The sequence below is a fragment of the Pseudomonas sp. PWP3-1b2 genome, assembly GCF_049896045.1.
Classification (GTDB): domain Bacteria; phylum Pseudomonadota; class Gammaproteobacteria; order Pseudomonadales; family Pseudomonadaceae; genus Aquipseudomonas; species Aquipseudomonas antarctica_B.
This window is the reverse complement of sequence record NZ_JAFCTN010000049.1, coordinates 1-23,744: the sequence shown is the minus strand read 5'-3', so window position 1 is coordinate 23,744 and position 23,744 is coordinate 1. Positions and strand designations below refer to the sequence as shown.

19 protein-coding genes and 1 pseudogene are annotated in these 23,744 nt (G+C 61.0%); 15 read left to right on the top strand and 5 right to left on the bottom strand.

The window, feature by feature from the left end:
* Window positions 1-564: 564 nt before the first annotated feature.
* Window positions 565-1,437 carry a LysR family transcriptional regulator gene (locus ACP7A2_RS23590; RefSeq protein WP_426136179.1) on the bottom strand — a complete coding sequence of 291 codons (873 nt, stop codon included), beginning with the start codon at window positions 1,435-1,437 and terminating at the stop codon, window positions 565-567.
* A 142-nt stretch (window positions 1,438-1,579) separates the two neighbouring features.
* On the opposite strand from ACP7A2_RS23590, the pseudogene ACP7A2_RS23585 reads away from it, so the two are divergent.
* The 3 genes and pseudogenes from ACP7A2_RS23585 to ACP7A2_RS23575 all read left to right on the top strand — a co-directional run.
* Window positions 1,580-1,684 (top strand): annotated as a pseudogene (locus ACP7A2_RS23585) (hypothetical protein); the annotation flags it as partial.
* Window positions 1,685-1,705: 21 nt separating this feature from the next.
* On the top strand, window positions 1,706-2,479 hold the full coding sequence (locus tag ACP7A2_RS23580) for a glucose 1-dehydrogenase (RefSeq protein ID WP_426136178.1): 774 nt from the start codon (window positions 1,706-1,708) through the stop codon (window positions 2,477-2,479).
* A gap of 14 nt (window positions 2,480-2,493) precedes the next feature.
* Window positions 2,494-3,540 carry an L-idonate 5-dehydrogenase gene (locus ACP7A2_RS23575; RefSeq protein ID WP_426136177.1) on the top strand — a complete coding sequence of 349 codons (1,047 nt, stop codon included), beginning with the start codon at window positions 2,494-2,496 and terminating at the stop codon, window positions 3,538-3,540.
* A gap of 369 nt (window positions 3,541-3,909) precedes the next feature.
* Here ACP7A2_RS23575 and ACP7A2_RS23570 read toward each other — a convergent pair whose 3' ends face one another.
* Window positions 3,910-4,701 (bottom strand): ABC transporter permease, encoded by a 792-nt coding sequence (locus ACP7A2_RS23570; protein WP_426136176.1) that lies wholly within the window; start codon window positions 4,699-4,701, stop codon window positions 3,910-3,912.
* A complete protein-coding gene (locus ACP7A2_RS23565; protein ID WP_426136175.1) occupies window positions 4,698-5,375 on the bottom strand; it encodes an ABC transporter ATP-binding protein in 678 nt (225 codons plus the stop codon). The genes ACP7A2_RS23570 and ACP7A2_RS23565 overlap by 4 nt, the downstream gene beginning before the upstream one ends.
* 131 nt (window positions 5,376-5,506) lie before the next feature.
* Between ACP7A2_RS23565 and ACP7A2_RS23560 the strand changes: the two genes are divergently transcribed.
* The gene (locus ACP7A2_RS23560) at window positions 5,507-6,583 is read left to right on the top strand and encodes an aldo/keto reductase (protein WP_426136174.1); all 1,077 of its coding nucleotides are present in this window, start codon (window positions 5,507-5,509) and stop codon (window positions 6,581-6,583) included.
* A 246-nt stretch (window positions 6,584-6,829) separates the two neighbouring features.
* Here the strand turns inward: ACP7A2_RS23560 and ACP7A2_RS23555 are convergent, their stop codons facing one another.
* Window positions 6,830-7,351, bottom strand: coding sequence for a chemotaxis protein CheY (locus ACP7A2_RS23555; RefSeq protein WP_426136173.1), 522 nt, complete (start codon window positions 7,349-7,351; stop codon window positions 6,830-6,832).
* A 207-nt stretch (window positions 7,352-7,558) separates the two neighbouring features.
* Between ACP7A2_RS23555 and ACP7A2_RS23550 the strand changes: the two genes are divergently transcribed.
* The 9 genes from ACP7A2_RS23550 to ACP7A2_RS23510 all read left to right on the top strand — a co-directional run bounded on the left by ACP7A2_RS23550 (window position 7,559) and on the right by ACP7A2_RS23510 (window position 21,448).
* Window positions 7,559-8,242, top strand: a complete 684-nt coding sequence (locus tag ACP7A2_RS23550; RefSeq protein ID WP_426136171.1) for a fimbrial biogenesis chaperone — start codon at window positions 7,559-7,561, stop codon at window positions 8,240-8,242.
* Window positions 8,243-8,265: 23 nt separating this feature from the next.
* A complete protein-coding gene (locus ACP7A2_RS23545) occupies window positions 8,266-9,249 on the top strand; it encodes a fimbrial protein (RefSeq protein WP_426136170.1) in 984 nt (327 codons plus the stop codon).
* Window positions 9,250-9,306: 57 nt separating this feature from the next.
* Window positions 9,307-12,105, top strand: a complete 2,799-nt coding sequence (locus tag ACP7A2_RS23540) for an ATP-binding protein (RefSeq protein WP_426136168.1) — start codon at window positions 9,307-9,309, stop codon at window positions 12,103-12,105.
* Window positions 12,092-13,285, top strand: coding sequence for an EAL domain-containing response regulator (locus tag ACP7A2_RS23535; RefSeq protein WP_348057554.1), 1,194 nt, complete (start codon window positions 12,092-12,094; stop codon window positions 13,283-13,285). Before ACP7A2_RS23540 ends, ACP7A2_RS23535 begins: the two co-directional genes overlap by 14 nt.
* An 82-nt stretch (window positions 13,286-13,367) precedes the next feature.
* Window positions 13,368-16,523, top strand: a complete 3,156-nt coding sequence (locus tag ACP7A2_RS23530; protein ID WP_426136166.1) for a response regulator — start codon at window positions 13,368-13,370, stop codon at window positions 16,521-16,523.
* A 67-nt stretch (window positions 16,524-16,590) separates the two neighbouring features.
* A complete protein-coding gene (locus ACP7A2_RS23525) occupies window positions 16,591-17,238 on the top strand; it encodes a response regulator (protein WP_348057558.1) in 648 nt (215 codons plus the stop codon).
* 196 nt (window positions 17,239-17,434) lie between these two features.
* Window positions 17,435-18,037, top strand: coding sequence for a fimbrial protein (locus ACP7A2_RS23520; protein ID WP_426136165.1), 603 nt, complete (start codon window positions 17,435-17,437; stop codon window positions 18,035-18,037).
* 74 nt (window positions 18,038-18,111) lie between these two features.
* Window positions 18,112-18,852: a fimbrial biogenesis chaperone gene (locus ACP7A2_RS23515; protein ID WP_426136164.1), complete on the top strand. Its 741-nt coding sequence runs from the start codon at window positions 18,112-18,114 to the stop codon at window positions 18,850-18,852.
* Between the two features lie 85 nt (window positions 18,853-18,937).
* On the top strand, window positions 18,938-21,448 hold the full coding sequence (locus ACP7A2_RS23510; protein WP_426136162.1) for a fimbria/pilus outer membrane usher protein: 2,511 nt from the start codon (window positions 18,938-18,940) through the stop codon (window positions 21,446-21,448).
* 39 nt (window positions 21,449-21,487) lie between these two features.
* Here the strand turns inward: ACP7A2_RS23510 and ACP7A2_RS23505 are convergent, their stop codons facing one another.
* Window positions 21,488-21,976 carry an Hcp family type VI secretion system effector gene (locus ACP7A2_RS23505; protein ID WP_426136195.1) on the bottom strand — a complete coding sequence of 163 codons (489 nt, stop codon included), beginning with the start codon at window positions 21,974-21,976 and terminating at the stop codon, window positions 21,488-21,490.
* Between the two features lie 185 nt (window positions 21,977-22,161).
* Here ACP7A2_RS23505 and ACP7A2_RS23500 point away from each other — a divergent pair, with 185 nt between their 5' ends.
* Both ACP7A2_RS23500 and ACP7A2_RS23495 read left to right on the top strand, forming a co-directional pair.
* Window positions 22,162-23,076, top strand: a complete 915-nt coding sequence (locus ACP7A2_RS23500; RefSeq protein ID WP_426136161.1) for an NAD synthetase — start codon at window positions 22,162-22,164, stop codon at window positions 23,074-23,076.
* The gene (locus ACP7A2_RS23495; RefSeq protein ID WP_426136160.1) at window positions 23,073-23,591 is read left to right on the top strand and encodes a hypothetical protein; all 519 of its coding nucleotides are present in this window, start codon (window positions 23,073-23,075) and stop codon (window positions 23,589-23,591) included. The genes ACP7A2_RS23500 and ACP7A2_RS23495 overlap by 4 nt, the downstream gene beginning before the upstream one ends.
* Window positions 23,592-23,744 lie beyond the last annotated feature (153 nt).

The window sequence follows — 23,744 nt, the reverse complement described above, 5'->3', positions numbered from 1 at the left end:
CGCTAAGGGTCAGTTGTGGGAGCTGGTTTGCCTGCGATGCAGACAACTCGGTACATCAGGCAAAACCAGTTGATGCCATCGCAGGCAAGCCAGCTCCCACAGAGAATTTGCGGCACTTCAAAAATCTCCACTGGCAAGCCATCGCGCCAGCCCCTCTATCACCAACAATAAAGATCAAAGGTGGGAGCTGGCTTGCCTGCGATGCAGACAGCACGGTACATCAGGCAAAACCAGTTGATTCCATCGCAGGCAAGCCAGCTCCCACAGAGAATCTGTGGCACTTCAAAAATCCCCACTGGCAAGCCATCGCGCCAGCCACTTTGTCACTAACAATAAAGATCCAATGTGGGAGCGGGCTTGCTCGCGAATACGGAGTGTCAGCCAATACATCTGGCACTGAACCACCGCATTCGCGAGCAAGCCCGCTCCCACAGGGAATCTGCGGCATTTCAAAAATCTCCACTGGAACAGCCATCGCGCCAGCCACTCTCTTACCAGCTACCATCGCCAGGCTGTGGGGCGAAAACTTGGCGAACTGCCAGCGCAGTGCACCGCCCGAAACAATCACTCGCCAAACAATTCGACGATCAGGTTGAACAGCGTGGTCTTTACGGCGCTGTCCAGCTCGGTCCAGGCCAGGCCCGTGGTGGCCTGGAACGCCCCCAACTCAAGATGACGCGACACGCAATTGGCCGGCAGCGCCCGCGCCGCTTGCAACGGCAGCACGCCGACGCCCAACCCGGCGGACACCAGCGCGAGCATGGTGGTGAACTCGCCCAACTCAGCAGCGATGTCCAGGGTAATGCCCACCGCCTGAATAAACTCATCATGAAAACCCGGTGCATACCGCCGCGCCAGGATGTACACCGGCACCGCCAGCAAGTCAGCGGGATGGATTGACTGGCGGGCGGCCAATGGGTGATCCATCGGCAACGCCACGCAGAAACTTTCATGCAGCACGGCGCGGGTCTGCACGCCGGGGTGGGCGGCGGGCAGGCGCATCAGGCCGAAATCCAGCAAGCCATTTTTCAGCGCGGCGGCTTGATCGGGGCCGGGCATGTCCTTGAGTTCCAGTTCGATACGCGGGTAGCGCTGGTGCACTGCGCGAATCAATTCGGGCAGCAATTGCGGCAACACCGACGACACAAAGCCCAGGCGCACGCGGCCGATCTCACCGCGGTTGGAGGCCCGCGCCGCATCGGCCGCCCGGGCGGCCTGATGCAAGGTGGCTTGGGCTTCGGGCAGGAATGCGCGGCCTGCGTCAGTCAGCGTGACCGAATGCCGATTGCGGTCGAGCAGGCGCACGCCCAGGCCACTTTCGAGCAGTTTGATCTGCATGCTCAACGCCGGTTGCACGATGGATAACTGCACCGCCGCCCGGCCGAAATGCAGTTCCTGAGCGAGCACCACAAAGGCACGCAAATGCTTGAGCTCCATCAAGCGCCTCCGGTTATCACGAACATTGATCACCCGATCACAAATGAAAATTGGACGCTGATTGGCGCCTGCGGTGAAGTAATACTCCGTCATACACGATATGACGGGGCTTGGCCGATAACAATGAAAACAGGGAGGCACCATGCTCGGCATGGCTAACGACACGTATCGGCTGCTGGACGCATTGGTCACGATTATCGGATTGGTTGTGTTGATCACCCACTTCAAGGCGAACCGGGTTGTCAGTGATGCATAGGAGAGGTAACCCATGAAAAGCGTTTTAGACAACTTCCGCCTGGACGGCCGGCTCGCGCTGGTCACCGGTTCCAGCGCCGGTATCGGCCTGGCGATTGCTCGCGGCCTGGCCCAGGCCGGCGCGCGGGTGGTGCTTAACGGGCGCAACCGCAGCACCTTGCGTGACGCGGCGGCGCTGCTGGCAGCGGACGGTTTACAGGTGCACACCCAGGCGTTTGATGTGACCGACAGCGCGGCGATTCTGGCCGCCGTCGCCGATATCGAAGAGCGCCTTGGCCCGCTGGAAATCCTCGTGAACAACGCGGGCATGCAGCGCCGTGGCCCGCTGGAAGACTACAGCGAGCAGCACTGGCGCGAGTTGATCACCACCAACCTCGACAGCGCCTTCCTGGTCGGCCAGGCCGTGGCGCGGGCGATGATCCCGCGCAAGCGTGGGCGCATTATCAATATCTGTTCGGTGCAAAGTGAGTTGGGTCGCCCGGGTATTGCGCCGTACGCGGCGAGCAAGGGCGCGCTGAAAATGCTGACCAAAGGCATGGCCATCGACTGGGGCCCGCATGGCCTGACGGTCAACGGCATCGGCCCCGGCTACTTCAAGACGGAGCTGAACGCTAATTTGGTAGCCAGCCCTGAGTTCAGCGACTGGCTGGTGCAACGCACCCCGAGCCGGCGCTGGGGCGACGTTGAAGAACTGGCGGGTGCGGCGGTGTTTCTCGCCAGCGATGCAGCCAGTTTCGTTAACGGTCATATTCTGTACGTCGACGGTGGCATCACCGCGTCGCTGTAACTTTGGAGAACCTTATGCACGCCATTGTCTGCCACGCTTCAAAAGACCTGCGGGTCGACCCTCAGGATGAGCCGCAAACCCTCGCCCCCGATCAGTTGCGCGTGCGCATCGCCCGGGGCGGTATCTGCGGCTCGGATTTGCACTACTACCAGCACGGCGGCTTTGGCACCGTGCGCCTGCGCGAGCCGATGGTGCTAGGCCATGAAGTGTCGGCGGTGATTGATGCGGTGGGCAGTGACGCCGGGTTGTTCAAGGTTGGCCAGCGCATTGCGGTGTCGCCGTCACGCCCGTGCGGTGGGTGCCGGTATTGCCATCAGGGCCTGCCGAATCATTGCCTGAACATGCGCTTTTATGGCAGCGCGATGCCTTTCCCGCACATTCAGGGCGCGTTTCGCCAGAGCCTGGTGATCGAGACGCACCAGGCCCATCGGCTGGCCGACACCGTCAGCCTTGCTGAAGGTGCATTGGCCGAGCCGTTGTCGGTAGGGTTGCATGCAATCCAGCGTGCGGGCGCCGTGTTCGGCAAACGCGTGCTGGTCACCGGCTGCGGCCCCATCGGCAACCTGCTGATCGGCAGCCTGCGTGCTGCCGGGGCGGGTGAAATTGTTGCGGTGGACTTGTCCGCCAGCGCCCTCGCCTGCGCCGAAAAAATGGGCGCCACGCGCACGCACAACATTGCCGAAGGGGCCGACGCGCTCAAGCGCTACGCCGCTGAAAAGGGTTATTTCGATGTGATGTTCGAAGTCTCCGGCAGTGCCCAGGCGCTGCGCAACAGCCTGGAATGCATCGCCCCTCGCGGCGTGTTGGTGACCGTCGGTTTGGGCGGTGATGTGTCACTGCCGTTGAACCTGCTGGTGAGCCGCGAGATCGACCTGCGCGGCACCTTCCGCTTCCACCCGGAGTTCGCCCAGGCGGTGGATTTGCTGAATCGGCGAGTGATCGATGTGCGCCCGGTGATTTCCCACACCGTGCCATTTGGCGATGCAGTAAAAGCGTTTGAGCTGGCGGCGGACAAAACGCAGGCGATGAAGGTGGTACTGGATTTCGGTGTGCCGGACTAGGTATCAAGCTCGATCTGCATTGCGGGCGAGCGCGTGCCCGGCGCGATGGACCTGCCAGTGGAGATGATGAAATGCCGCTGATACCCTGTGGGAGCGGGCTTGCTCGCGAAGGCTGCCTGTCAGCCAAATATGAGTTGACTGATACACCGCATTCGCGAGCAAGCCAGCTCCCACATTTGATCTTCACCGCTGGTGAGCGCGTGCCCGGCACGATAGACCTGCCAATGGAGATGTTGAAATGCCGCTGATCCCCTGTGGGAGCTGGCTTGCCTGCGATAGCGGTGGGTCAGGCGGCATCTCTATTGGCAATGCCGCCGCCATCGCAGGCAAGCCAGCTCCCACATTGAATCTCTATTGTTTTTGGGGATGTCAGCGCTCTTCCAATCGATCGCGCAAAAAACGATGGCTTGTGGAGAATAACCGCCGGTAGGTGAGCAGCACCGCGCCGACGGTGCCCAGTGCCGAGGAAGCGGCGATCAGGAACATGATCACGATCTGATAGCGCACTGCGTCCACCGGGTTTTCCCCCGCCAGCACCTGGCCGGTCATCATGCCGGGCAGGCTGACGATGCCGACCACGGTCATCTGGTTCAGCGTCGGGATCATCCCGGCGCGCACTGCTTGGCGTATCGCCTCTTGCGCAGCCTCCCAGCGTGAACCGCCCAGGGCCAGGATCATTTCGATGGTGTTGCGACCCGAGGTCAACTCCTGCGTCATGCGCTCAATACCCAACGACACGCCAGTTAAGGTATTGCCGAGAATCATGCCAAGAATCGGAATCGCATACTGCGGCTCGTACCACGGGTGAATGCGGATGACCGCAAACAAGCCCACCGCCGTCACCAGCCAGGAACTGCCCCACACCGACAGGATGCTGTCGACCCGCTGCCCCTTGTACGTGCGCCGCCCGCGCCCGGCTGCCGAGATGCCGGCGATCAAGGTCATCGCGCACATCAGCGGCAGCACCACGTACCAGTAGGCGAACTCAAACACCCAGCCGAGCAGGTAACCGATCGCCAGCAACTGCACCACCGTGCGCACCGCCGCCCACAACAGTTGGCGCTCCAGGCCCAGGCGCAGCAGCAGCGAGAGCGCGCCATTGATCAGGATCAGCGAGGCGGCGATGCCCATGTCCAGCGCCGTAAGGTTTTGGTAGTTCATGGCTGGGCCGCTCCGCTCAATACACCGGCGTCCATGTGCAAATGGATGTCGCTCATGCGCTGCGCCTGCTCAAGGTCGTGAGACACCCAGATATAAGCGCGGGCTTTATCTGCGGCAAACCAGGCGTCGATCAATGCTTCTACATCGCGTGACGACGTGGGGTCGAGGGCGGCGGTCGGTTCGTCCAGCAACAGCACTTCGGGATTGAGCTGCAGGGTTCGAATCAACGAGACCACCTGAGATTCACCGCCCGACAGGTCGCTGGCGTTTTTTGCAAGGAAGTCCGAGGACTTGCCCGCATGCCCCAACAGCGTGGTGACGGCGTGCAGATCAAAGCTGCGCGCGCGGAGTGTTTTGAGGCTGAACGGGAAACGCAGGTTGTCTTCCACCGTGCCCTCCAGCAGCGCCGGGCGTTGCGACAGGTAGCTGATATGGCTGCGGTAGTGGGGAATCTGCGCGTTGGCGATCGGCTGGTTGTTCCACAGGACCTGCCCCGAGGTGGGCGTATCGAGCAATGCCAGCGCACGCAGGAACACGCTTTTGCCGGAACCGGAGGCGCCGGTGATCGACACGCGGTCGCAGGCCCGCAGGGTGAAATCGGTGGGTTGGAGCAAGGGCACGTGGCGGCGCTCGTCCGTGCGCGTGAGGGCGCGGGTTTCTATCAGTGCGCTCATGGACGCGGTGTTCCTCTCAAACCTGTTGGGCGCAATGGTGCGACAGGCGCACGAAGATTTCATGAAAAAATTCAAACTATCGCCACCCCAGTCGTTCACACCCTTACGTACAACGTTAGGCAGGAGGCGACATGCAATACCGACAACTGGGCCATTCAGGTCTGCTGGTATCCGAAATCGTATTGGGCACCGTGCCATTTGGCGGTCGTGCCGAGTTCGAAAAATGCGGTTCGGTGGACGTGCCCCAGGCCAGGCGCATGTTCGACATCGCGTTCGACGCCGGGGTCAACATGATCGACACCGCCGATCTCTACTCCCACGGGCTGGCCGAAGAAGTGGTAGGCAAAGCCCTGGGCGACAAGCGCCATGACGTGCTGCTCGCCACCAAGGGCCGCAGCCCCGTGGACAACAACCCGAACAACTCGGGATCGTCTCGCTACCATCTGATTCGCGCCTGCGAAGCCAGTTTGAAGCGCTTGGGCACCGACCATATCGACCTCTACCAGTTGCACAACTGGGACGGCATGACGCCGATCGAGGAAACCCTCGAAGCCCTGCGGCTGTTGGTCGGCTCGGGCAAGATTCGCTACTTCGGCACCAGCAACTTTACCGCCTGGCAGATGATGAAAACCCTGGGCAAAGCCGAACTGCACGGCATGCTCAAACCCATCACCCAGCAGATTTACTACACCCCGGAATCCCGCGAGGCCGAGTACGAGTTGCTGCCGTTGGCGCTCGACCAGTCCATCGGCACGTTGGTGTGGGGCCCGATGGGCGAAGGCCTGCTGACGGGTTCGACGCGTCGCGGGCAGAAGCCTCCCGCCAACACCCGTCAGGGCAGCGACTGGCCGGAACCCTATGTGCATGATTACGAGCGGGCGCTGGACATCATCGAAACCCTCGCCGCCGTCGGTGATGAACACGGGGTATCGGTGGCGCGCACCTGCCTGGCGTGGCTCAAGGACCGTCCGGGAATCACCTCGCTGATTGTCGGCGCCAGGACCGAGGAACACCTGCGCGACAACCTCGCCGCGACTGAATTGAAACTCAGCGAAGAACAGTCCTCGCGCATCGAAGCCGCCACGCGACGCCAGCCGCTGTACCCGTACTGGCATCGGTTTACCGCCGGGATTGATCGCTTTGACCCGGCTGAACAGCCATTCCTGAAAGAGCATCAAAAAACCATGGATGCCCGTAAGGACAAGTAAAAGCCCTGGCGAACACTGAACCTTTGGGGAGGGAGTTTGCTTGCGCTGGACTGCGTAGCAGTGCCATTTTTGGGGCCGCTTCGCGGCCCAGCGGGAGCAAGCTCCCTCGCCACAGGGAATTGTTGCCGCGCCTGAAAACTCAAGACCCGAGCGTTGGGTGGGCGCTGTGTGCTTGAAACCTCGCCAACCCCACTGGGCAATGGACGACCGCCACCAACCCGTAAGGCGTGATTAACCGACGCGTGATCAGCGCTTGGGCACCAGCCCGATCGCGCACGCCACCACCGCCGGGTCGCCCTCGCAGTGTGCTCGCGGGCTTATGGACGGCGGCACGATGCGGCCGTCAACCGCACGTAACACGGGGCGTTCGACGGTCGGCAGGCTGTGGGTGGGGTCGACGATTTCCATGCAGCGGCGCAACGAGTTGAAGTCCGGCGATTGCGAAAGGGACAAATGCAGGGTCTGGCTCACCGAAACCGACACCACCGAACTCAGCGCACACTGGCCGTCATAGATCAGTGTGTGGCGGATTTGCGGGTTGTCATGGCAGTACTTCAGCAGGTTTACCTGCGTTGAACGCACCAACGCCGTGTTGATGATCAACAGGTCGAATGCAACGCCCCCAGAACGCGTCAGCCCCATCAATTCATCAAACGAGCTGAGGGGGGCAATGCGGTGATAGCCCAGTTGATTGAGCATTTTCTCGATCTTGAGCCGTTGCAGGAAATCCGCATCGGCAATCAGAAGGCGTAACGCTTTATTTGACATAGAGTAAACCTGACAGTTGGGCATCAACGTCGATCATTCAACGGTGATCACGGTAACGGTCAGGCGCCAACGATGACTTTAAGGCGATTCTGAAACGGTAAGCGGGGGCACTCAGCGACTTTTAAGAATCGCCTGAAAGCCTTGCCGCTTTGCGCCCCCTACCATGGCTTGCGTCGCCCCACGTACCCATGGAATTCGCCTGTGTTGATGTCACTGTTCAGACTGCTGCTGCTCGCCGGCTTGATGCTCGCCCTCGCGCCTTCCGCCCGTGCGGCGCTGAAGATCGAAGGCACCCGCCTGATTTATTTTGGCCAGGACAAGGCAGCGACCCTGGGCGTGGTCAACCAGGCATCCCAGGAAGTGGTGGTGCAAACCTGGATCACTGGCGAGGACGACTCGGCGGACCGCCGCGTGCCGTTTGCTGCAACCGAACCGCTGGTGAGGCTCGGCGGCGGCGAGCATCACCAACTGCGCATCCTGTATGCCGGCGAAGGCTTGCCGACCGACCGCGAATCGCTGTTATGGCTGAACATCATGGAAATCCCGCGCAAGCCGGAAGACCCCAACGCCGTGCAGTTTGCGATACGCCAACGCCTGAAGCTGTTGTATCGCCCGCCGCAGTTGACCGGCGGCTCCGCCGAAGCGGTGCAGCAGTTGGTGTGGAGCAGCGCCGATGGGCACAGCATTACGGTGAGCAATCCGAGCGCTTATCACCTGTCACTGGTGAACCTGCACACCGACACTCAAGCGCTCAGCGACTACCTGTTGCTCAAGCCCCGGGAAAGCAAAACCCTCACGGCACCCGGCGTTCTGCCAACAGGCACCACCGTCCATTTCACCGAAATCACCGATATCGGCTTGCAGGCCCGCCACAGCGCGGCGCTCAAGTGATAGTTCGCGAGGAACCTGCACTCATGTCTCTGACCAAACGTTTTCTACCCTTGCTGCTGTGGGGCTGCGTTGCGCTGCCCGGCACCAGTTATGCATTGGCCTGCCGCGAGGATGGCACCAATTCGGTCATCACTTCCGAGGCGCTGGGTACCGCGCTGGCGGTCGCTGCCGATGCGCCCAACGGCTCCATCATCTGGGAGTCTGGCCCGCGCAGCGTGAATGTGATTTGCAAGGACGACTACTTCCACGGACGTGAAGAAGTGTACTTCTACGTCAATCCGGCAAGCGTCAGCATTGGCAAGGGTATCCGCGTGGGCATCCGCTACAACAACGTGCCGATCACTCAAAGCACCGGCAAGGTCGGCACCGGGTTCTTTTCCGACCGAGGTTGCACCGCATCCAGTTGCGTGGGCTGGGACAAGGCCCGGTTCACCCTCAATTTCAGCGTATTCATCGAGAAGTACGACCCCACGCCACCAAGCGGCCAGGCCAGCCAGTTGACCTCCTACCGGGTATTTCAGCTGGATGGCGTGCTCGGGCTTAACTCACGACCCAACAGTAACTTTAACTACGTGGTCACCGGCATGAACGGCATCCGCTTCGTGCCGTGCACACCCGAACTGACCATCAGTCCCAGCACAGTGATTTTCCCAACACCCTCGCGCAAGGCGTCGATCGGTGAGGTTGCCAGCACGGCGAATTTCAGCTTGAACCTGCGCAAGGGCTGCGACACGCCCTACACCGTCAGCGCACGCTTCGCGACCACGCCGGGGGGTGGCAGCGTGATCGACGGGTTGCTGGTGCCGCCCAACAACAATTCGGTGGGCATTTTGTTGTCGCGCGCCGAGAGCGACAAGCAACTGCCGTTCAACACCTGGTTCACCCTCCAGGAGCTGATGGGGCTGGGCCAGAGCCACGATGAATTTCGCGCCGACCTGAAATGGCGAACGCCGCCAGTGCCCGGCGCGTTCGACGCCGCCGTGGTGGTGGATATGTACTACAAGTAGCGGCTTTTTAAGGATCGTCTTATGCCACCCGCACCGGCGGGCGAATAAAGTCTGCCGATGCGATTGAAAAGTTATCTGCTCCAGATCAACCCCGTCCTCTCCCGACCCGAAGCAGCCAGAAGGCTGCTTCGTATTTTCGCGACGGTTTTATTGATCGGCATCCTCAGCGGTGTCTATACGTTTCTGCTGTCGACCTTCAACAACGACATTTCCCAGCGACGCGGCTACATGAGCAGCGCGATTGCCGAGGCTCACACGTTTTTCACCAACCGTGAGGCCCTGCTCGAAAGCCTCAGCCTGTCAGCGGTGCGCAAGCAGTCGAGGCCCTACCCGCCCTCCCCGGAAGAACAACGCATGCTGTTGGGCGATACGCCGGGCAACCAGTGGAGCCTCTGGCTGACTGAGCGCATGCGCGACTACCTCAAGGCCAAGCAACTCAACCTGCTCTACGTGAACGCCGGCCCGAACCCGCAGGTCACCCGCCTGTACGACGCCACCGCGCAGGTGCTGCCGATCTCCACGTACATGCTTAACCGCCTCAAGGCGCTGCAACACAGTGACCCGGCAACGCTCAACGAGCTGTGGCTCAGCGACACCACCGAGCAGCACGCACACCTGTACATTTTCATCCGCCTGGACGAACGCGATGCCGAGTCAGGGTGGCTGGGCCTGGAGATGGAAAGCCGCGAGGTGTCCTCGGCCCTCAGCGATCAAAGCGCGGGCGAGTTCATGATGCTCAGCTCCCAGGGCCTGCTGGTGTTCACCAACAGCGCGGACGCGGGCCTGAGCCAGCAACGGTTCAGGCCCGGAGAAGAGAGCTTTTTCGGTTTCGTCGGCAACGGTTTCCTGCCCGATCACCTGGTGATTCGCAAACACTTGAAGTCTTCGGACTGGCAGCTGATGTACTCCATCGACTTGCGCGCCGTGATCAATGGTGTGTGGAAACAGCTGCTCGGTTCACTGCTGTTCTGCCTGCTCAGCCTGACGCTGATCTGGCTGGTGATGCGCCGGGTAGACCAGCGCTTTATCGTGCCCTCGATCCATCGGATCCAGGCGTTGATCGAAAGCGAGGCATTCGGCCGCGACGTCATCCAGACCGCTCCCGTCGCCCTTTGCGTACTGCGCCGTACCGACGGCCAGGTGGTTCTGGAAAACACCCTGGCCCAACAATGGCTGGGCGACGGCCCCGAGCGCGAAGCCCTGCGCGCGGGCTGGATCGAGCAGGCCTTCGCTGGCGAGCCGGGCGAGCGCTCCGATTACTTTGAGACGGTCGACGGCCGTCACCTGTACCTGAGCAGCGCGCCGACCCGCTACAAAGGCGAAGACGTGCTGTTTTGCGCGTTCAGCGACATCAGCGCGCGAAAGCAAGTCGAGGCCGCGCTGGAAGAAGCACGGCACTCGGCAGATGCAGCCAACGCCGCGAAAACGCTGTTCCTGGCGACCATGAGCCACGAGATTCGCACGCCGCTGTATGGCGTGCTCGGCACCCTCGAACTGTTAGCGCGCACGCAGCTGGATGCCCAGCAAAAAGACTATCTGCACGCTATAGAGGGGTCATCCTCGACATTGCTGCAGTTGATCTGCGACGTACTCGACGTGTCAAAAATCGAGGCCGGGCAACTGGCCCTGGAACTGAGCGAGTTCTCGCCCCTGGACCTGGTGCACGAGATCATCCAGGGCCACGCCGCTGCCGCGCAGGGCAAAGGCCTGCAACTTTACGCCTGCTTTGATCCCAAGCTGCCGGAGCGGCTTATTGGCGACGTGACGCGTATCCGCCAGATTCTCAACAACCTGCTCAACAACGCGGTGAAATTCACCGACTACGGGCGCGTGGTGCTGCGGGTCAAAGTGCTCTGCCGCGAGGGCGAGCGCACGAGCCTGTTGTGGCAAGTCTCGGACACCGGCAAAGGCATTACTCAGGAAGACCAGGCGCTGATTTTCGAGCCGTTCTACCAGAGCGAAGGCAACACCCATGTGGTCGCCGGTACGGGTTTGGGGTTGCCGATTTGTCAGCGCCTCACCGAACTGATGAATGGCACTATCCGCATGGTCAGCGAACTGGGGCTGGGCAGCAGTTTCAGCCTGACCCTGCCCCTGGAAGAAGCGCCCACCGCGCCGATGACACCGTTGCTGGCCGAGACCATTTACGTCGCCTCGCCGATCCCCGAACTGGCCCACGCCATCAGCGGCTGGTTACGCCGCTGGGGCGCCCGCGCACAGACCGGCCTGCCGACGCTGCCAGACACCCACCTGTTGCTGCAAGTGCACCCCGGCAACGTCGATCCGTTGCTGGCGCCCGACTGGCCCGGCCCGGTGATCCACGTGAGCGGCAACGCCTGCAACACCCCGGAAACCGACGCGGGCGCGTGGCACGTCAACCTCAACCACCTGGGCGCGATTCATCAGGCGGTCAGCCAGGCCCAAGGCTTGTGGGTGGCGCGCAATGATGAACCGACGCGCCAGCGGGACCTGCAAAAGCTCAACCTGCACCTGCTGGTGGCCGAGGACAACATCATCAACCAGCTGATTTTGCGCGACCAACTCGAAGAACTCGGCTGCACCGTGGAACTGGCGGCCGATGGTCAGGAAGCGCTGCAGCTGTACACCGCCGGCCAATTCGACGTGGTCCTGACGGACGTCAACATGCCCCACATCAACGGCTATGAACTGGCGCGCGAACTGCGGCGCCAAGGCTGCCCGTTGCCGATCATCGGGGCCACCGCCAACGCCATGCGCGGCGAGGCCGACCTGTGCCTGGCCGCCGGCATGAACCATTGCCTGGTCAAGCCCTTTGCGTTGCGAGCTCTATTCAACTCCCTGGCGCCTTATGCACGGATCACCCATGAAGCCTCTTAGTATTTTGATTGTCGAGGACCATCCCCTGCAGCACATCTACCTGCAGCACCTGCTGGGTGAGCTGGGGGATTTCATGCTCGAAACCGCCCAGGATGGCAAGGAAGCGCTGGCGCGTCTGCGCCAACGGGATTTCGACCTGGTACTGACCGACCTGCTGATGCCCGGCATGGACGGCGTGCAGTTTATCCAGTGCCTGGCCGGCCTGCGCTGCAAGCCGGCCCTGGCGATCATGAGCGCGGCCTCACGGCGCATGCTGATGGCGGCAAGCCTGGTGGCCAAGAACCTCGATGTGGAAGTAATCGGGCTGATCTCCAAGCCGGTCGCCGCCGACGCGTTGCGCACGGTGGTGGACCAGCTCAAGAACAAGGCCCGCACACCCTCGCCCACGTTACCCGAGCACCTGGATATCGACCGGCACACGCTGGTGCAGGCCATGGGCAACGGCCAGTTCCAGGCGTGGTTCCAACCGAAAAAATCCCTCGCCAACGGGCGCATCGTCGCTGCCGAAGCGCTGGTGCGCTGGATGCACCCCGAGCAGGGCGTGATGCTCCCCGCTGCGTTCTTGCCGGCCATCAAGGCGTTTGAACTGGAAGAGCGCCTGTTGTGGCTGGTGCTCAAACAGGCGATCCATGCCCAGGAGCGTTGGCGCCAGCGCGGCTATGAAATTCCAGTGTCGATCAACCTGCCCACGCACCTGCTCAACAGCCATGACCTGGCCGATCGCCTGCTTGAGTTCGTGCTGCACTACGACGGTATCCCGGGGATGATCTGCTTCGAATTGATGGAGTGCTCGGTGCCGCAGGACATCAGCAACTTCTACGCCGGCGCCTGCCGATTGCGCATTAAAGGCTTCGGGTTGTCCCAGGACGACTTCGGCAAAGGCTACAGCTCTTACCTCAATCTGGTGTCCACGCCGTTTACCGAGCTGAAGATCGACCAGGCACTGGTCCAGGGCAGCCACGACAATGAAGGCATGGCCCAGGCGTTGGCAAGCATCATCGCACTGGGTCGCAAACTGGGGCTGACGGTGGTCGCCGAAGGCGTCGAGACGCCCCAGCAACTGGCGCTTTTGCGCAAGATAGACTGCAATCAAGTGCAGGGCTTTCTGATCTCCCACGCGGTTTCTTCCGATCAATTTCAGCAACTATTGAACAATGATGGCCCCGCGACATCTCACTAGCAGCTGGCGGTGGATTATCTGCCCGATTTAAGGACTAGACTCCTTCCAGTGCCGATTTTCCCTGCGCCTGCGGACCCCACTGATGAAGCACAACAACGCGGTTCTCGAAGCCTTTACTCGCAGCTCGTCTCGCTTGAACAAAGGCCTGATGGTGATGCTCGGGCTCGTGTTGCTGCTGGGCCTGAGCAACGTCTGGTCGCTGCAGCGCGCGGTGGATATTCGCTACGGCGCCATACGCTTTCATTTCGTGCGCCTGATGGAAAATCTCGAGCAGCAGGAAATGTACCTCAAGACCCTCGCGCACCCGGGCATCCAGGCCGAGCTGCTGCGGGCCACCGACGTTCACGTCAGCCTGAAAAGCCGTATGGTCGATACCCGCCGCACGCTGTACGAAGGCCAGAAGTATTCGTTCTCGGTGCCGTTCAGCGTCAAGCTCGATGAACAGCTGGTGGACGTCGCCGCCAGGCCGCAGATTTTCGCCCTCGGCGCCCACCTCAGCAGTTACTACAGCGCGTTTTGGTCGTCTTCGCCGTACGAGGCGCCACAGACCTTTGTGTCCAACCGGCAGGCCCATTACTCCATCACCATTCCGTCCATCGGCTACCGCCACGGCGACAGCCCGAGCGACGCCGACAACCCGTCGGGGCTGATCAATGCGGTGCAGGACACCCTCGCGCAGGCGCCCCAGGTACTCGAGGCGGACCGTGTGTATTGGCAGGCGGGGCCTGCGCCCGAGCATCTGCTGGCGTACATCGGCATTCCCCTCGACGGCACGCACCAGGCGGTGGTTGGCACCTTGCTCGACCTGTCTCAAGCCGATGACATACAGCGCACGCTGGACCGTTCGGCGTTCGACCGCTTCACCCTGATCGCGCACGATGGCAGCACCTTCAACGGCACAGACGCCTTGGGCGCGTCACTCAGCGACGGCGTGCATTTCAAGGCGAACGGCTTTGAATTCAAGATTACCGAAACCGGTGAGCAGCCGTGGAGCGCGGTTTACACGCTCAGTTACGCGCATTTTTTCCACTATGCGCTGTGGCCGCTGAGCAGCCTGGCCCTGCTTTTTGCCAGCCTGATTACCCTGGGCTGGGCCGGCAGCCGCTGGTACCGGCGCCAGGTCATCACACCCGCACGCCTGGCCCACGAACGCATTGCCGAAAGCGTGGCCTTCAGCCGCGTGATCATCGACACCGCGCCCACCGGGTTGTGCGTGGTCCGGCGCAGTGACAACACGGTGCTGATCGAAAACCAGCGCGCCCAGCAATGGCCGGGGAGCGAGCGCCTGGTGGCGGCCCTGGCCGGTGTGCACGACAGCGCCGACAGCGGCGAGACCCACCTTGAAATCGAAGGCCGGCACTTGCAGATCGGCTTTGTGTCCACGCGCTATCAATCCGAAGACGTGCGCCTGTATGCCTTCAACGACATCACCCGGCACATCGACGATGCCACCGCCCTGGAAGACGCGCGCCGCGCCGCGGATGCCGCCAACGAAGCCAAGACGCTGTTCCTGGCGACCATGAGCCATGAAATCCGCACGCCGCTGTATGGCGTGCTCGGCACCCTTGAATTGCTCGGGCTGACTGAACTGGACGCGCAGCAGAACACGTACCTGCACACCATCCAGCGCTCGTCGGCGACGCTGTTCCAACTGATCAGCGATGTGCTGGATGTATCGAAAATCGAATCCGGGCAAATGGCAATCGAAGCCGTGGACTTCTGCCCGCTGGACATGCTCGAAGACACCCTGCACACCTACACGGCATTCGCGCAGCGCAAGGGTTTGCAACTGTACAGCTGCATTGATCCGCAACTACCGGACTGCGTAATGGGCGACCCGATGCGCATTCGCCAGATCCTCAACAACCTGGTGAGCAATGCGCTCAAGTTCACCGACGTCGGGCGCGTGGTCATCCGCGCCAGGGTGACCGCGCGCGACAGTGAAAGCGCCGACCTGGAATGGCAAGTCACTGACTCCGGCGTGGGTATTGCCGAGGCGCAGCAAGCCAAACTGTTCGACCTGTTTTATCAGGCGCCCGACACTTCCAGCGAAGGCGGCGCCGGCTTGGGCTTGCCCATATGCCGCTGGCTGGCGCAGATGATGGGCGGCGAAATCCGCGTCGTCAGCGAGCCTGGCCTGGGCAGCAGCTTCACCCTGAAACTGCGCTTGCCGCTGTGCTGCGGTGCACTGCCAAACCTGCCCGTAATAGAACCCAGCCTCACCCCGGTGTTTGTGCAGGCTCCGGTGCGCGAGTTGGCGCAGTCGCTGTGTGACTGGCTCAATCGCCTGGGTGTTACGGCCGCCCTCGCCGCGCCCACACAGGCGCCGCGCGGGGAACACGGGGTGCTGGTGGACATGTTGCCAGACGAAAACGCCCCGCCTGTGGCAGGCCAACGCGTGCTGTGTGTACCTGGCGCCCACAGCGTGCCCCTGCACACGGAAAAGGGTTGGGTGGTGGACATGCACGACGTGCGCGCGATTGCCGCCACCGTTTCACTGGCCCAGCATGGCCGGGATACGCCTGCGCCCGTAGTCAGGCCGCAGAGCGCCGGGCAATTGGGCTTGCGCATCCTGGTTGCCGAGGACAACCCGGTGAACCAGGCGGTGATCAAGGAGCAACTGCAGGCACTCGGCTGCTCGGTCACCCTGGCCGACAACGGCGAGCAGGCGCTGCAGCGCTGGCAGCCACAGGCCTTTGACCTGGTGCTGACCGACGTCAACATGCCGCTGATGAACGGCTATGAACTCGCGACGATTTTGCGCGAGCACGACCCCCACTTGCCGATTATTGGCGTGACCGCCAACGCCATGCGTGAAGAAGGCGTGCGTTGCCTGGCCGTGGGCATGAATGCCTGGATCGTCAAACCTCTGAGCCTGCAAACCTTGCGCGCTCATCTGATCAAGTTATGCAAAATCAGGCTACCGGCAGAGCTGCCGGCCGAGCACTTCGAGGACAGCGTGCAGATGTCGGACACGATGCGCCCGCTGTTCATCAGCAGCCTTGAGCACGACCTGCAACGCATCGACGAAGCGCTGGAGCAACGCAATGCGCACCAGCTCGGCCAATTGCTGCACGCCACTGCCGGGGCTCTGGGCGCAGTGCAGGCCCTGAGCCTGGCCAACGCGTGTATCGAGCTGGAAACCGCACTTGGCCGTGGCAGCCTCGACACCGCACTGGCGCTCAAGGTAAAGGCGCTGACACAGCGACTGTCGGCCGTTCTAGAAACACTCACGTGACGACTGAGCACTGAACTTCAGCCCGGGAACGCTTCCCTCACTTGAACCGGCATTACGGACGGCCCTTATGAAAAAATTCAACGTGGTTATCGCGGACGATCACCCGATCGTGCTGCTCGGGGTACGCGAACTGGTGGAGCGTGACACGCGCTTTCAGGTTGTGGGTGAGGCGGTCTGCTCGGCGGGCCTGATCGAGCTGTTGCAGCGCCAGGACGTCGACATTGTGATCACCGATTACAACATGCCGGGCGACTCGCCCTATGGCGATGGCCTGAAGCTGGTGGAGTACCTGAAACGGCACTTCCCGCAGGTGCAGATCCTGATCCTGACGATGATTTCCAATCACCTGATCCTCACTCGCCTGCAGGAACTGGGGGTGGTCGGCATCATCCAGAAAAGTCAGCTGCACACCGAGATTCAACTCGCCCTCAAGGCGATTGCGCTACGGGGTGTCTATCGCAGCCTGGAGCCGCCGAAAACCTCGGTGATCGAGACACTCACGGCCATCGACGAACGCTTTTCCACGCTGTCGCCCAAAGAGTTTGAAATCCTGCGTTTGTTTATCTCCGGCATGAGCGTGAGTGACATTGCGCGCAGCCAGCATCGCAGTTCGAAAACCATCAGCGCGCAAAAGATTTCGGCCATGCGCAAGCTTGAAGTCAGCAGTGACCAGGACCTGTTGGCGTATTGCCTGGCGCGTAATATTTTCAACTGACACACCCCTCGCAAGCCATTCCCCGGCAATGGCTTTGCCCCTCGCCTTGTGCTTTTCCTCCTGCATTTCAGGGCATTCGACCCGTCTGCTTCGCGGCTTATAAGAATCGTCTTATTCGCCCGCCCGCCCCTGCCGCTTACTCTTTCCTGGCAGTTCAACAACAGCATTTTTTCAACCAACACTTACGGACATCATCATGAAGAAGTTTTCCCTGGCGGTTATCGCCTCGGCCATCATCGCCGCTTCCGGCAGCGCGTTTGCCGAAGACCCAGCGCCTGTTCCGACCCTGGGTGGCAGCGGTAAAATCACCTTCACCGGCGTCATCAACAACGACGCCTGTTCGGTAGATGGCGCCAACTCCGACCGCAGCATTTCGGTCGACATGGGCAACGTTTCGATCAAGGACATGGGCACCGCAGAGAACCCGACTGCCGGCCGCGTGACTGCCAAGGATTTCAACCTGAACGTCAACTGCAACCAGGGCACCAAAGTCGCGATGATTTTTGATGCCAACAATGGCGGTTCGGGCCTGGTGACCGGCAAGAACGTACTGGCCCTGAACGCCGGTTCCGCGTCGGCTAAAAACGTCGGTATCGCCCTGCTCGACAGCAACGGTGGCCTGATCAACCTCAGCTCGCCAACCACCGCACGCATTGAAAGCACTATGCACGGCCAAGGCGCCGAGGGCGGCGACGCCACCCTGAGCTTCGCCGCTGCCTACGTGACCACCGGTGCAGCCGGTTCCGCTGTCGCGGGTCGTGGTGATGCCACCCTGCCGTTCATCCTGCAATACGAATAACCCGGCGCTCAGGCACCGAACGCGCGAGGCCCTGCGGCCTCGCCATTTTCTTTTGACTTCACCGGATAACCCTCATGCTGCCTCGTTCTTTTGCCGCGTGCCTGGGGCTGCTGGGCGTGCTTTTGGCGACCCCGGCAGGCGCCAGCATTTCATTGAATGCCACCCGAATTGTGTTTGATGGCGACCACAAGGAAGCCAATATCACCGTGCGCAACGGTAATCAGGATGTGTTGGTGCAGTCCTGGGTCGATATGAACGACGCCAGCGGCAGCCGCGCGCCGTTTGCCGTGACCCCGCCGTTGGCACGCGTGTTTGCCAAGGAACAACAACTGCTGCGCATTCTGTACGAAGGCACGGGCATGCCCACGGACCGTGAGTCGGTGGTGTGGCTCAACGTGCAGGAAATCCCCAAGGCCAGTGCAGCCGAGAACACCTTGCAGTTGGCCATCCGCCAGCGCATCAAGATTTTTTACCGCCCTGCCGGCTTGCTCGGTTCGGCGTTGCAGGCGCCGGCGCAGCTTGCGTGGACGCTGGTGCGCAGCGGCGCGCAGACCGTTTTGCAGGTGAAAAACCCGACGCTGTATCACGTGTCCATGGCCGATGTGAAAGTACAGACACAACTGGCGAGTGACTCCACCATGATCGCGCCCGGCGAGCAAAAGCAATTCCCGCTCGGCGCCCTGCCCGGCGACGGCCCGGTGCAGCTGTCGTTCTCCAGCATCAACGACTACGGCGCGCAGAATCAATACACCGCACGCCTGGCCCGGGGCGTTTCGGCCGCCGTCTACGCGACTGAGTCACGTCTGAACCCTTAAGAATTTCCGCTCACCCTCCGGCTTACTTCGCGGGCGCGTTCGCGTGCCCGCCTGTTGGCTGATCAGGGCTGCCACAGGTCTTCGCATGTCTTTTCTTTCCAGCACCCGGCCCGCGCGTTGCGCACTGAAGTTGAAGACGCTGTCGCTGGCGATGGCCGCCAGCCTGCCGGCGCTGGCGTTGGCCGATGACGCTGCGGAAACCTTCAACACCACGTTCCTGCAGGGCTCGCAGTCACCCGTCGACCTGCAGCAATTGCTGTCGGCCAACAGCGTGTTGCCGGGCAATTACCGCGTCGACCTGTACAGCAACGAAGTGCTGGTGGGCCGGCGCGACATCGACTTCAAGCGCAACCCGCAAAACGGCCGGGTGGAAGCCTGCCTGACCCTCGACCTGCTCAAGCAACTGGGCATCGACATGACCCGCTTGCAGGCCGAAGGTAAAGTCGACCCGCAGCACCCGCTGGAATGCTACCCCCTGGCGGACATGATCAAAGACGCCAGCGTGCGTTATGACAGCAGCCGCCTGCGCCTGATGGCGAGCATCCCGCAAGCGGCCATGCAGCGTGGCCTGCGCGGCTATGTCGACCCCCAACTGTGGGACGCCGGCGTGCCCGCTGCGTTCATAAACTATCAGCTCAACAGCAGCCGAACTGCCGGCGACTACAAGACGCGAATCAACAATAATCTGGGCCTGCGCAACGGCATCAACCTGGGTGCCTGGCGACTGCGCAACGAGTCCAACCTGAGCAGCGGCACCGGGCGCCCGAATACCTTCACCAGCAACCGCACGTACCTGCAACACGACGTGACGGCGATCAAGGGCCAGTTCAGCGCCGGTGAGATTTTCTCCGACACCGACCTGTTCGACAGCGTCCGCTATCGCGGCCTGAAACTGGCCTCCGACGAAGGCATGCGCGCCGACAGTGAGCGCGGTTATGCGCCGGTGATTCGTGGCGTGGCGCAGACCAACGCGACGGTGGAAATTCGCCAGAACGACTACATCCTCTACACCGCCAACGTGGCGCCGGGCCCGTTCGAGATCAACGATATCTACCCCAGCGGCTCCAACGGCGACCTGCAAATCACCGTGATCGAAGCCGACGGCAGCCGCCGCGTGACCATGCAGGCGTTTTCCAGCCTGCCGATCATGGTGCGCGAAGGCCAGGTCAAGTACAGCGTCTCGGCGGGCACCTTCAACAGCAATGCCGACGGCCTGGCCACGCCGCGTTTTATCAGCAGCACCGTCGCGTACGGGTTGACCAGCAACCTCAGCGGCATCGTCGGCGTGCAAGCGAGTGAGGATTACAGCGCGCTGTCCCTCGGCGCCGGCAAAAACACCTCGCTGGGTGCGGTGTCACTGGATGTCACTCACTCGTCGAGCAAGGCGCGCGGGCAAACCACCCAAGGCAACAGCGTGCGCGCGCTGTATGCCAAAACGTTCGCCGGCACCGACACCAACTTCACCCTGGCCGCCTACCGCTACTCCACTGAGGGCTACCGCAGCCTCACCGACCATGTCGAAGACATCAGCGAAGGCGCCCGCGTGCGCACCGGCAACTCGAAAACCCGCACCGACCTGACCATCAACCAAAGCATCGGGCGCAACCGCGAATTCGGCAGCCTGTACATGAATGCCAGCGATCAGCGCTACTGGAACCGTGGCGGCTCGCAGAGTTTTTCCGCCGGTTACACCAGCAACTGGGGCGACTTGAGCTACAACCTGGGCGTGACCCGCACCAAGCAAATCGTCACCTGGGGCCAGCCGAGCAGCGACACCCAGGTGAACCTGTCCATCTCGTTCCCGCTGGGCAGCCAGGCCCGCGCGCCACGGGCATTTGTCACCACCAGCAGCACTCACGGCGACACCACCACTCAGGCCGGTGTCAACGGCTACGTCGCTGATGCCAGCGACACGTTCTACTCAGTGCAGGCCGGTCACAGCGATACCAGTGGCGACTCAGGCTCGGTGAATATCAACAGCCGCACGTCCGTGGCGGATGTGAGCCTCGGCTATAGCCAGGGCCAGGGTTACAACTCACAAAACCTCAACCTCGCCGGTTCGGTGGTGGCCCACGCGGGCGGAGTCAACCTGGGGCAGACCGTCAGCGAGACCTTTGCACTGGCCGAAGTGCCGGGCATCGCCGGGGCGAAGATCAGCAGCTACAGCGGGGTCGAGACCGGTTACAACGGCTATGCGGTGATCCCCACCGCGCAGCCCTATCGGGTGAACTGGATCAGCCTGGACACCCGCGACCTGGGCGGCGACGTGGAAATCACCAACGCCTCCCAGCAACTGGTGCCACGCCGGGGCGCCATCGTCGTCGCGCGCTACAGCGGGTCCAAGGGGCGACGTGTGTTGTTTGAATTGTATGACGCACAGCATCAGCCGTTATCCTTCGGTGCCTCGCTGGAAGACACCGCTGGCAAGCAGCTGGCAATCGCTGATCCGAATGGCAATGCACTGGCGTTGGTGGAGCAGGATCAGGGTACGTTGATCATCAAATGGGGCGAGCAGCAATGCCGTGCGACGTATGCACTGCCGGCGCAGAACAAGGCGCTGAACTATGAACGGCAGGCGCTGGTGTGTGCGCCTTGATTGTGCGGCGGGTTCGATGCCAAGTGCACCCACCCGCGCTCAGATCTTCTGATTCTGGCGAATATTCCAGCCAAACTTCACCGGCCCGCCCTCTTTGCCGCCGTCAGCCTTCTGCGGCTGATAACTCACCTCCACCATGGCAAAATTCAGTGCAAAGCTGTCATACACCGCATCACCCGCCTGATCAGCACTGGTGCTGTAGGACGCCACCATCACCTCCTTCAAACTGATCACCAGATACTCCACCGGGCTCGCCCCGCCCGCTTTGCGCACCACCAGTTTTGCGTCGGGATAATGCTTGCCGCTGGCGCAGGCCATCATCAAATTGGGGCTGGATTTATCCAGCGGTTTTTTGAGGTTCAGGTTGGCGATATCGACTTTCCCCGCACCGCCGCCTGTGCCGCTGTGCATCGATCCGCTCTGCGACAGCCCCCACGCCCATTCGGTGATGTCAATCTCGTCGCGATGGGCCTCATCCCTTGATTCGCCCTTGATATCTCCCAGCTTCAAAAACATATCAACTGCCATGGTTCTTCCCTGTTTATGTAGGCGTCGGTACTGACGTGGCGCGCACTTTTCACTAATCCGGCGGGTGCTAACAAGACGCCAAAGCAGGATAAGGACGCACCTCACCTGAATTGGCGAACCTTCCGACATTCAGCCCTGCCTGCCCGTCTCTACTCTCTCGGCTCCCGCATAAAAGGAGTTTAGACATGGCGGCTTCCCTGCTGAAAGATGGATTCCCCTCAGCCCACCGCACGACACGCCAACGACTTGAAAGCAGCCTGGATCTGCGCCGGTTGTTCTCTGCCATTGACGCAGACCCGGCATTGATTGGCGCTGGAGTGGTGTACATCGACGAAGACTTCAACGTCGTGACCCTGCGTGATTTTCAGGCGATTTGCAGTGTGGTGCCCAAGAAAGTAGTTCTGCGTGAAGCGCCTCGCTACGTGGGGCCGGCAGAGTTCAAGCGGATGTTGGAGCATGAGCCGCGACAGTCGAAGTTAGTGGCAGAAGCGGTGAATACGGCGGTGACGTGTGCAGGGGCGATACTGAGCTGGGTCGTGGTTTCGAGTGGTGTGGCATTGATGCCGTTTACGGCAGGGACAAGTGCAGTTATTTCAATCATCGGCAAAGCCGCTGCTGTTGCGGGCACTATTCAATGCATCGCTGGCGTTATACGGACGGGAACAGAGGCGGCTTTTCCTCAAGTTAATGACTATCTGGATAACGAAGCTTGGTACCAGGCTGCGACAGCCATGCTGGACGGTGTTGCTTTACTAGGTGTTACCACATCGGCTTTGGTAACAATGAAAGTCATCAAGACAACCACGAACGTAACGGGGAAAACCACTTACCAAGCGCTCAAAGGCCTGACTCGGCAAGAGCGTACAAAGCTCAGCAATGAACTACTAAGAATCCAGCACCCGAAACTGACGCTCAAACAGCTAAAACTGGAAAAAGCTGCCGGCCGGGTTCCCAAACGTATTAGCGCCACACAAATGCAACGGGCAACCGTCATCCATATAATGGATGTCGCAGCAGCCTCGCTGAGTTTCACCAGCAGTGCAGCGAACGGAAATGTGAGGGCATTAGCGATTGGCATCTACGAGGAAGTCATACAGTGAGCAAAAAAGGCAACATAAAAAACCGTTGTTACTCAGCGGCTTTTATTGAAGATCCTTGGCAATTGCTCAAGCGGTACATGCCGTTAATCGCGGGTGACATGCTTGCCGGCTGCTGCTCGATTGCATTAACCACGATCCTCGCGATGCTCACCTATCTCTCTACTCAAACCGTAGACGTTATGGCCAAGACCGTTTTTTTGTGCAGCATCGGATTGGGTGGAGTGTTTGCCCTAGCCAAAGCAGAAGTGTTGTACGGTCGTATTCATTGGGTCTGGATAAATGTGAGCGTCTATTTTATTTGCTTTGTGGCTTCCCTCCCCACAATCGTTTACCAACCCAACACCTACCTCTACGCCACCGCCCTCCTGAGCCCCTTGATCGGCTTGCTCATCCTCAACAGCAACCGCTGCCGCGAAATGCGCCACACAATGGTAGAAATCCGCCAGAAACGCCAAGACATCATCGCGACCCTGAAAAAACAGGGCCGCTGGAAATGGTGGACGTCCGGAAAATGATTCAAATACCCGGCCTGTAGTGTCCAAAAAAATAAACTACAGGCCTGACGCAGAGCGAGGAATCTAGCCATTAAACTGTGGGAGCGGGCTTGCTCGCGAAGGCGGTGTGTCAGTTGATCAATGTGGTAGCTGACCCACCGCATTCGCGAGCAA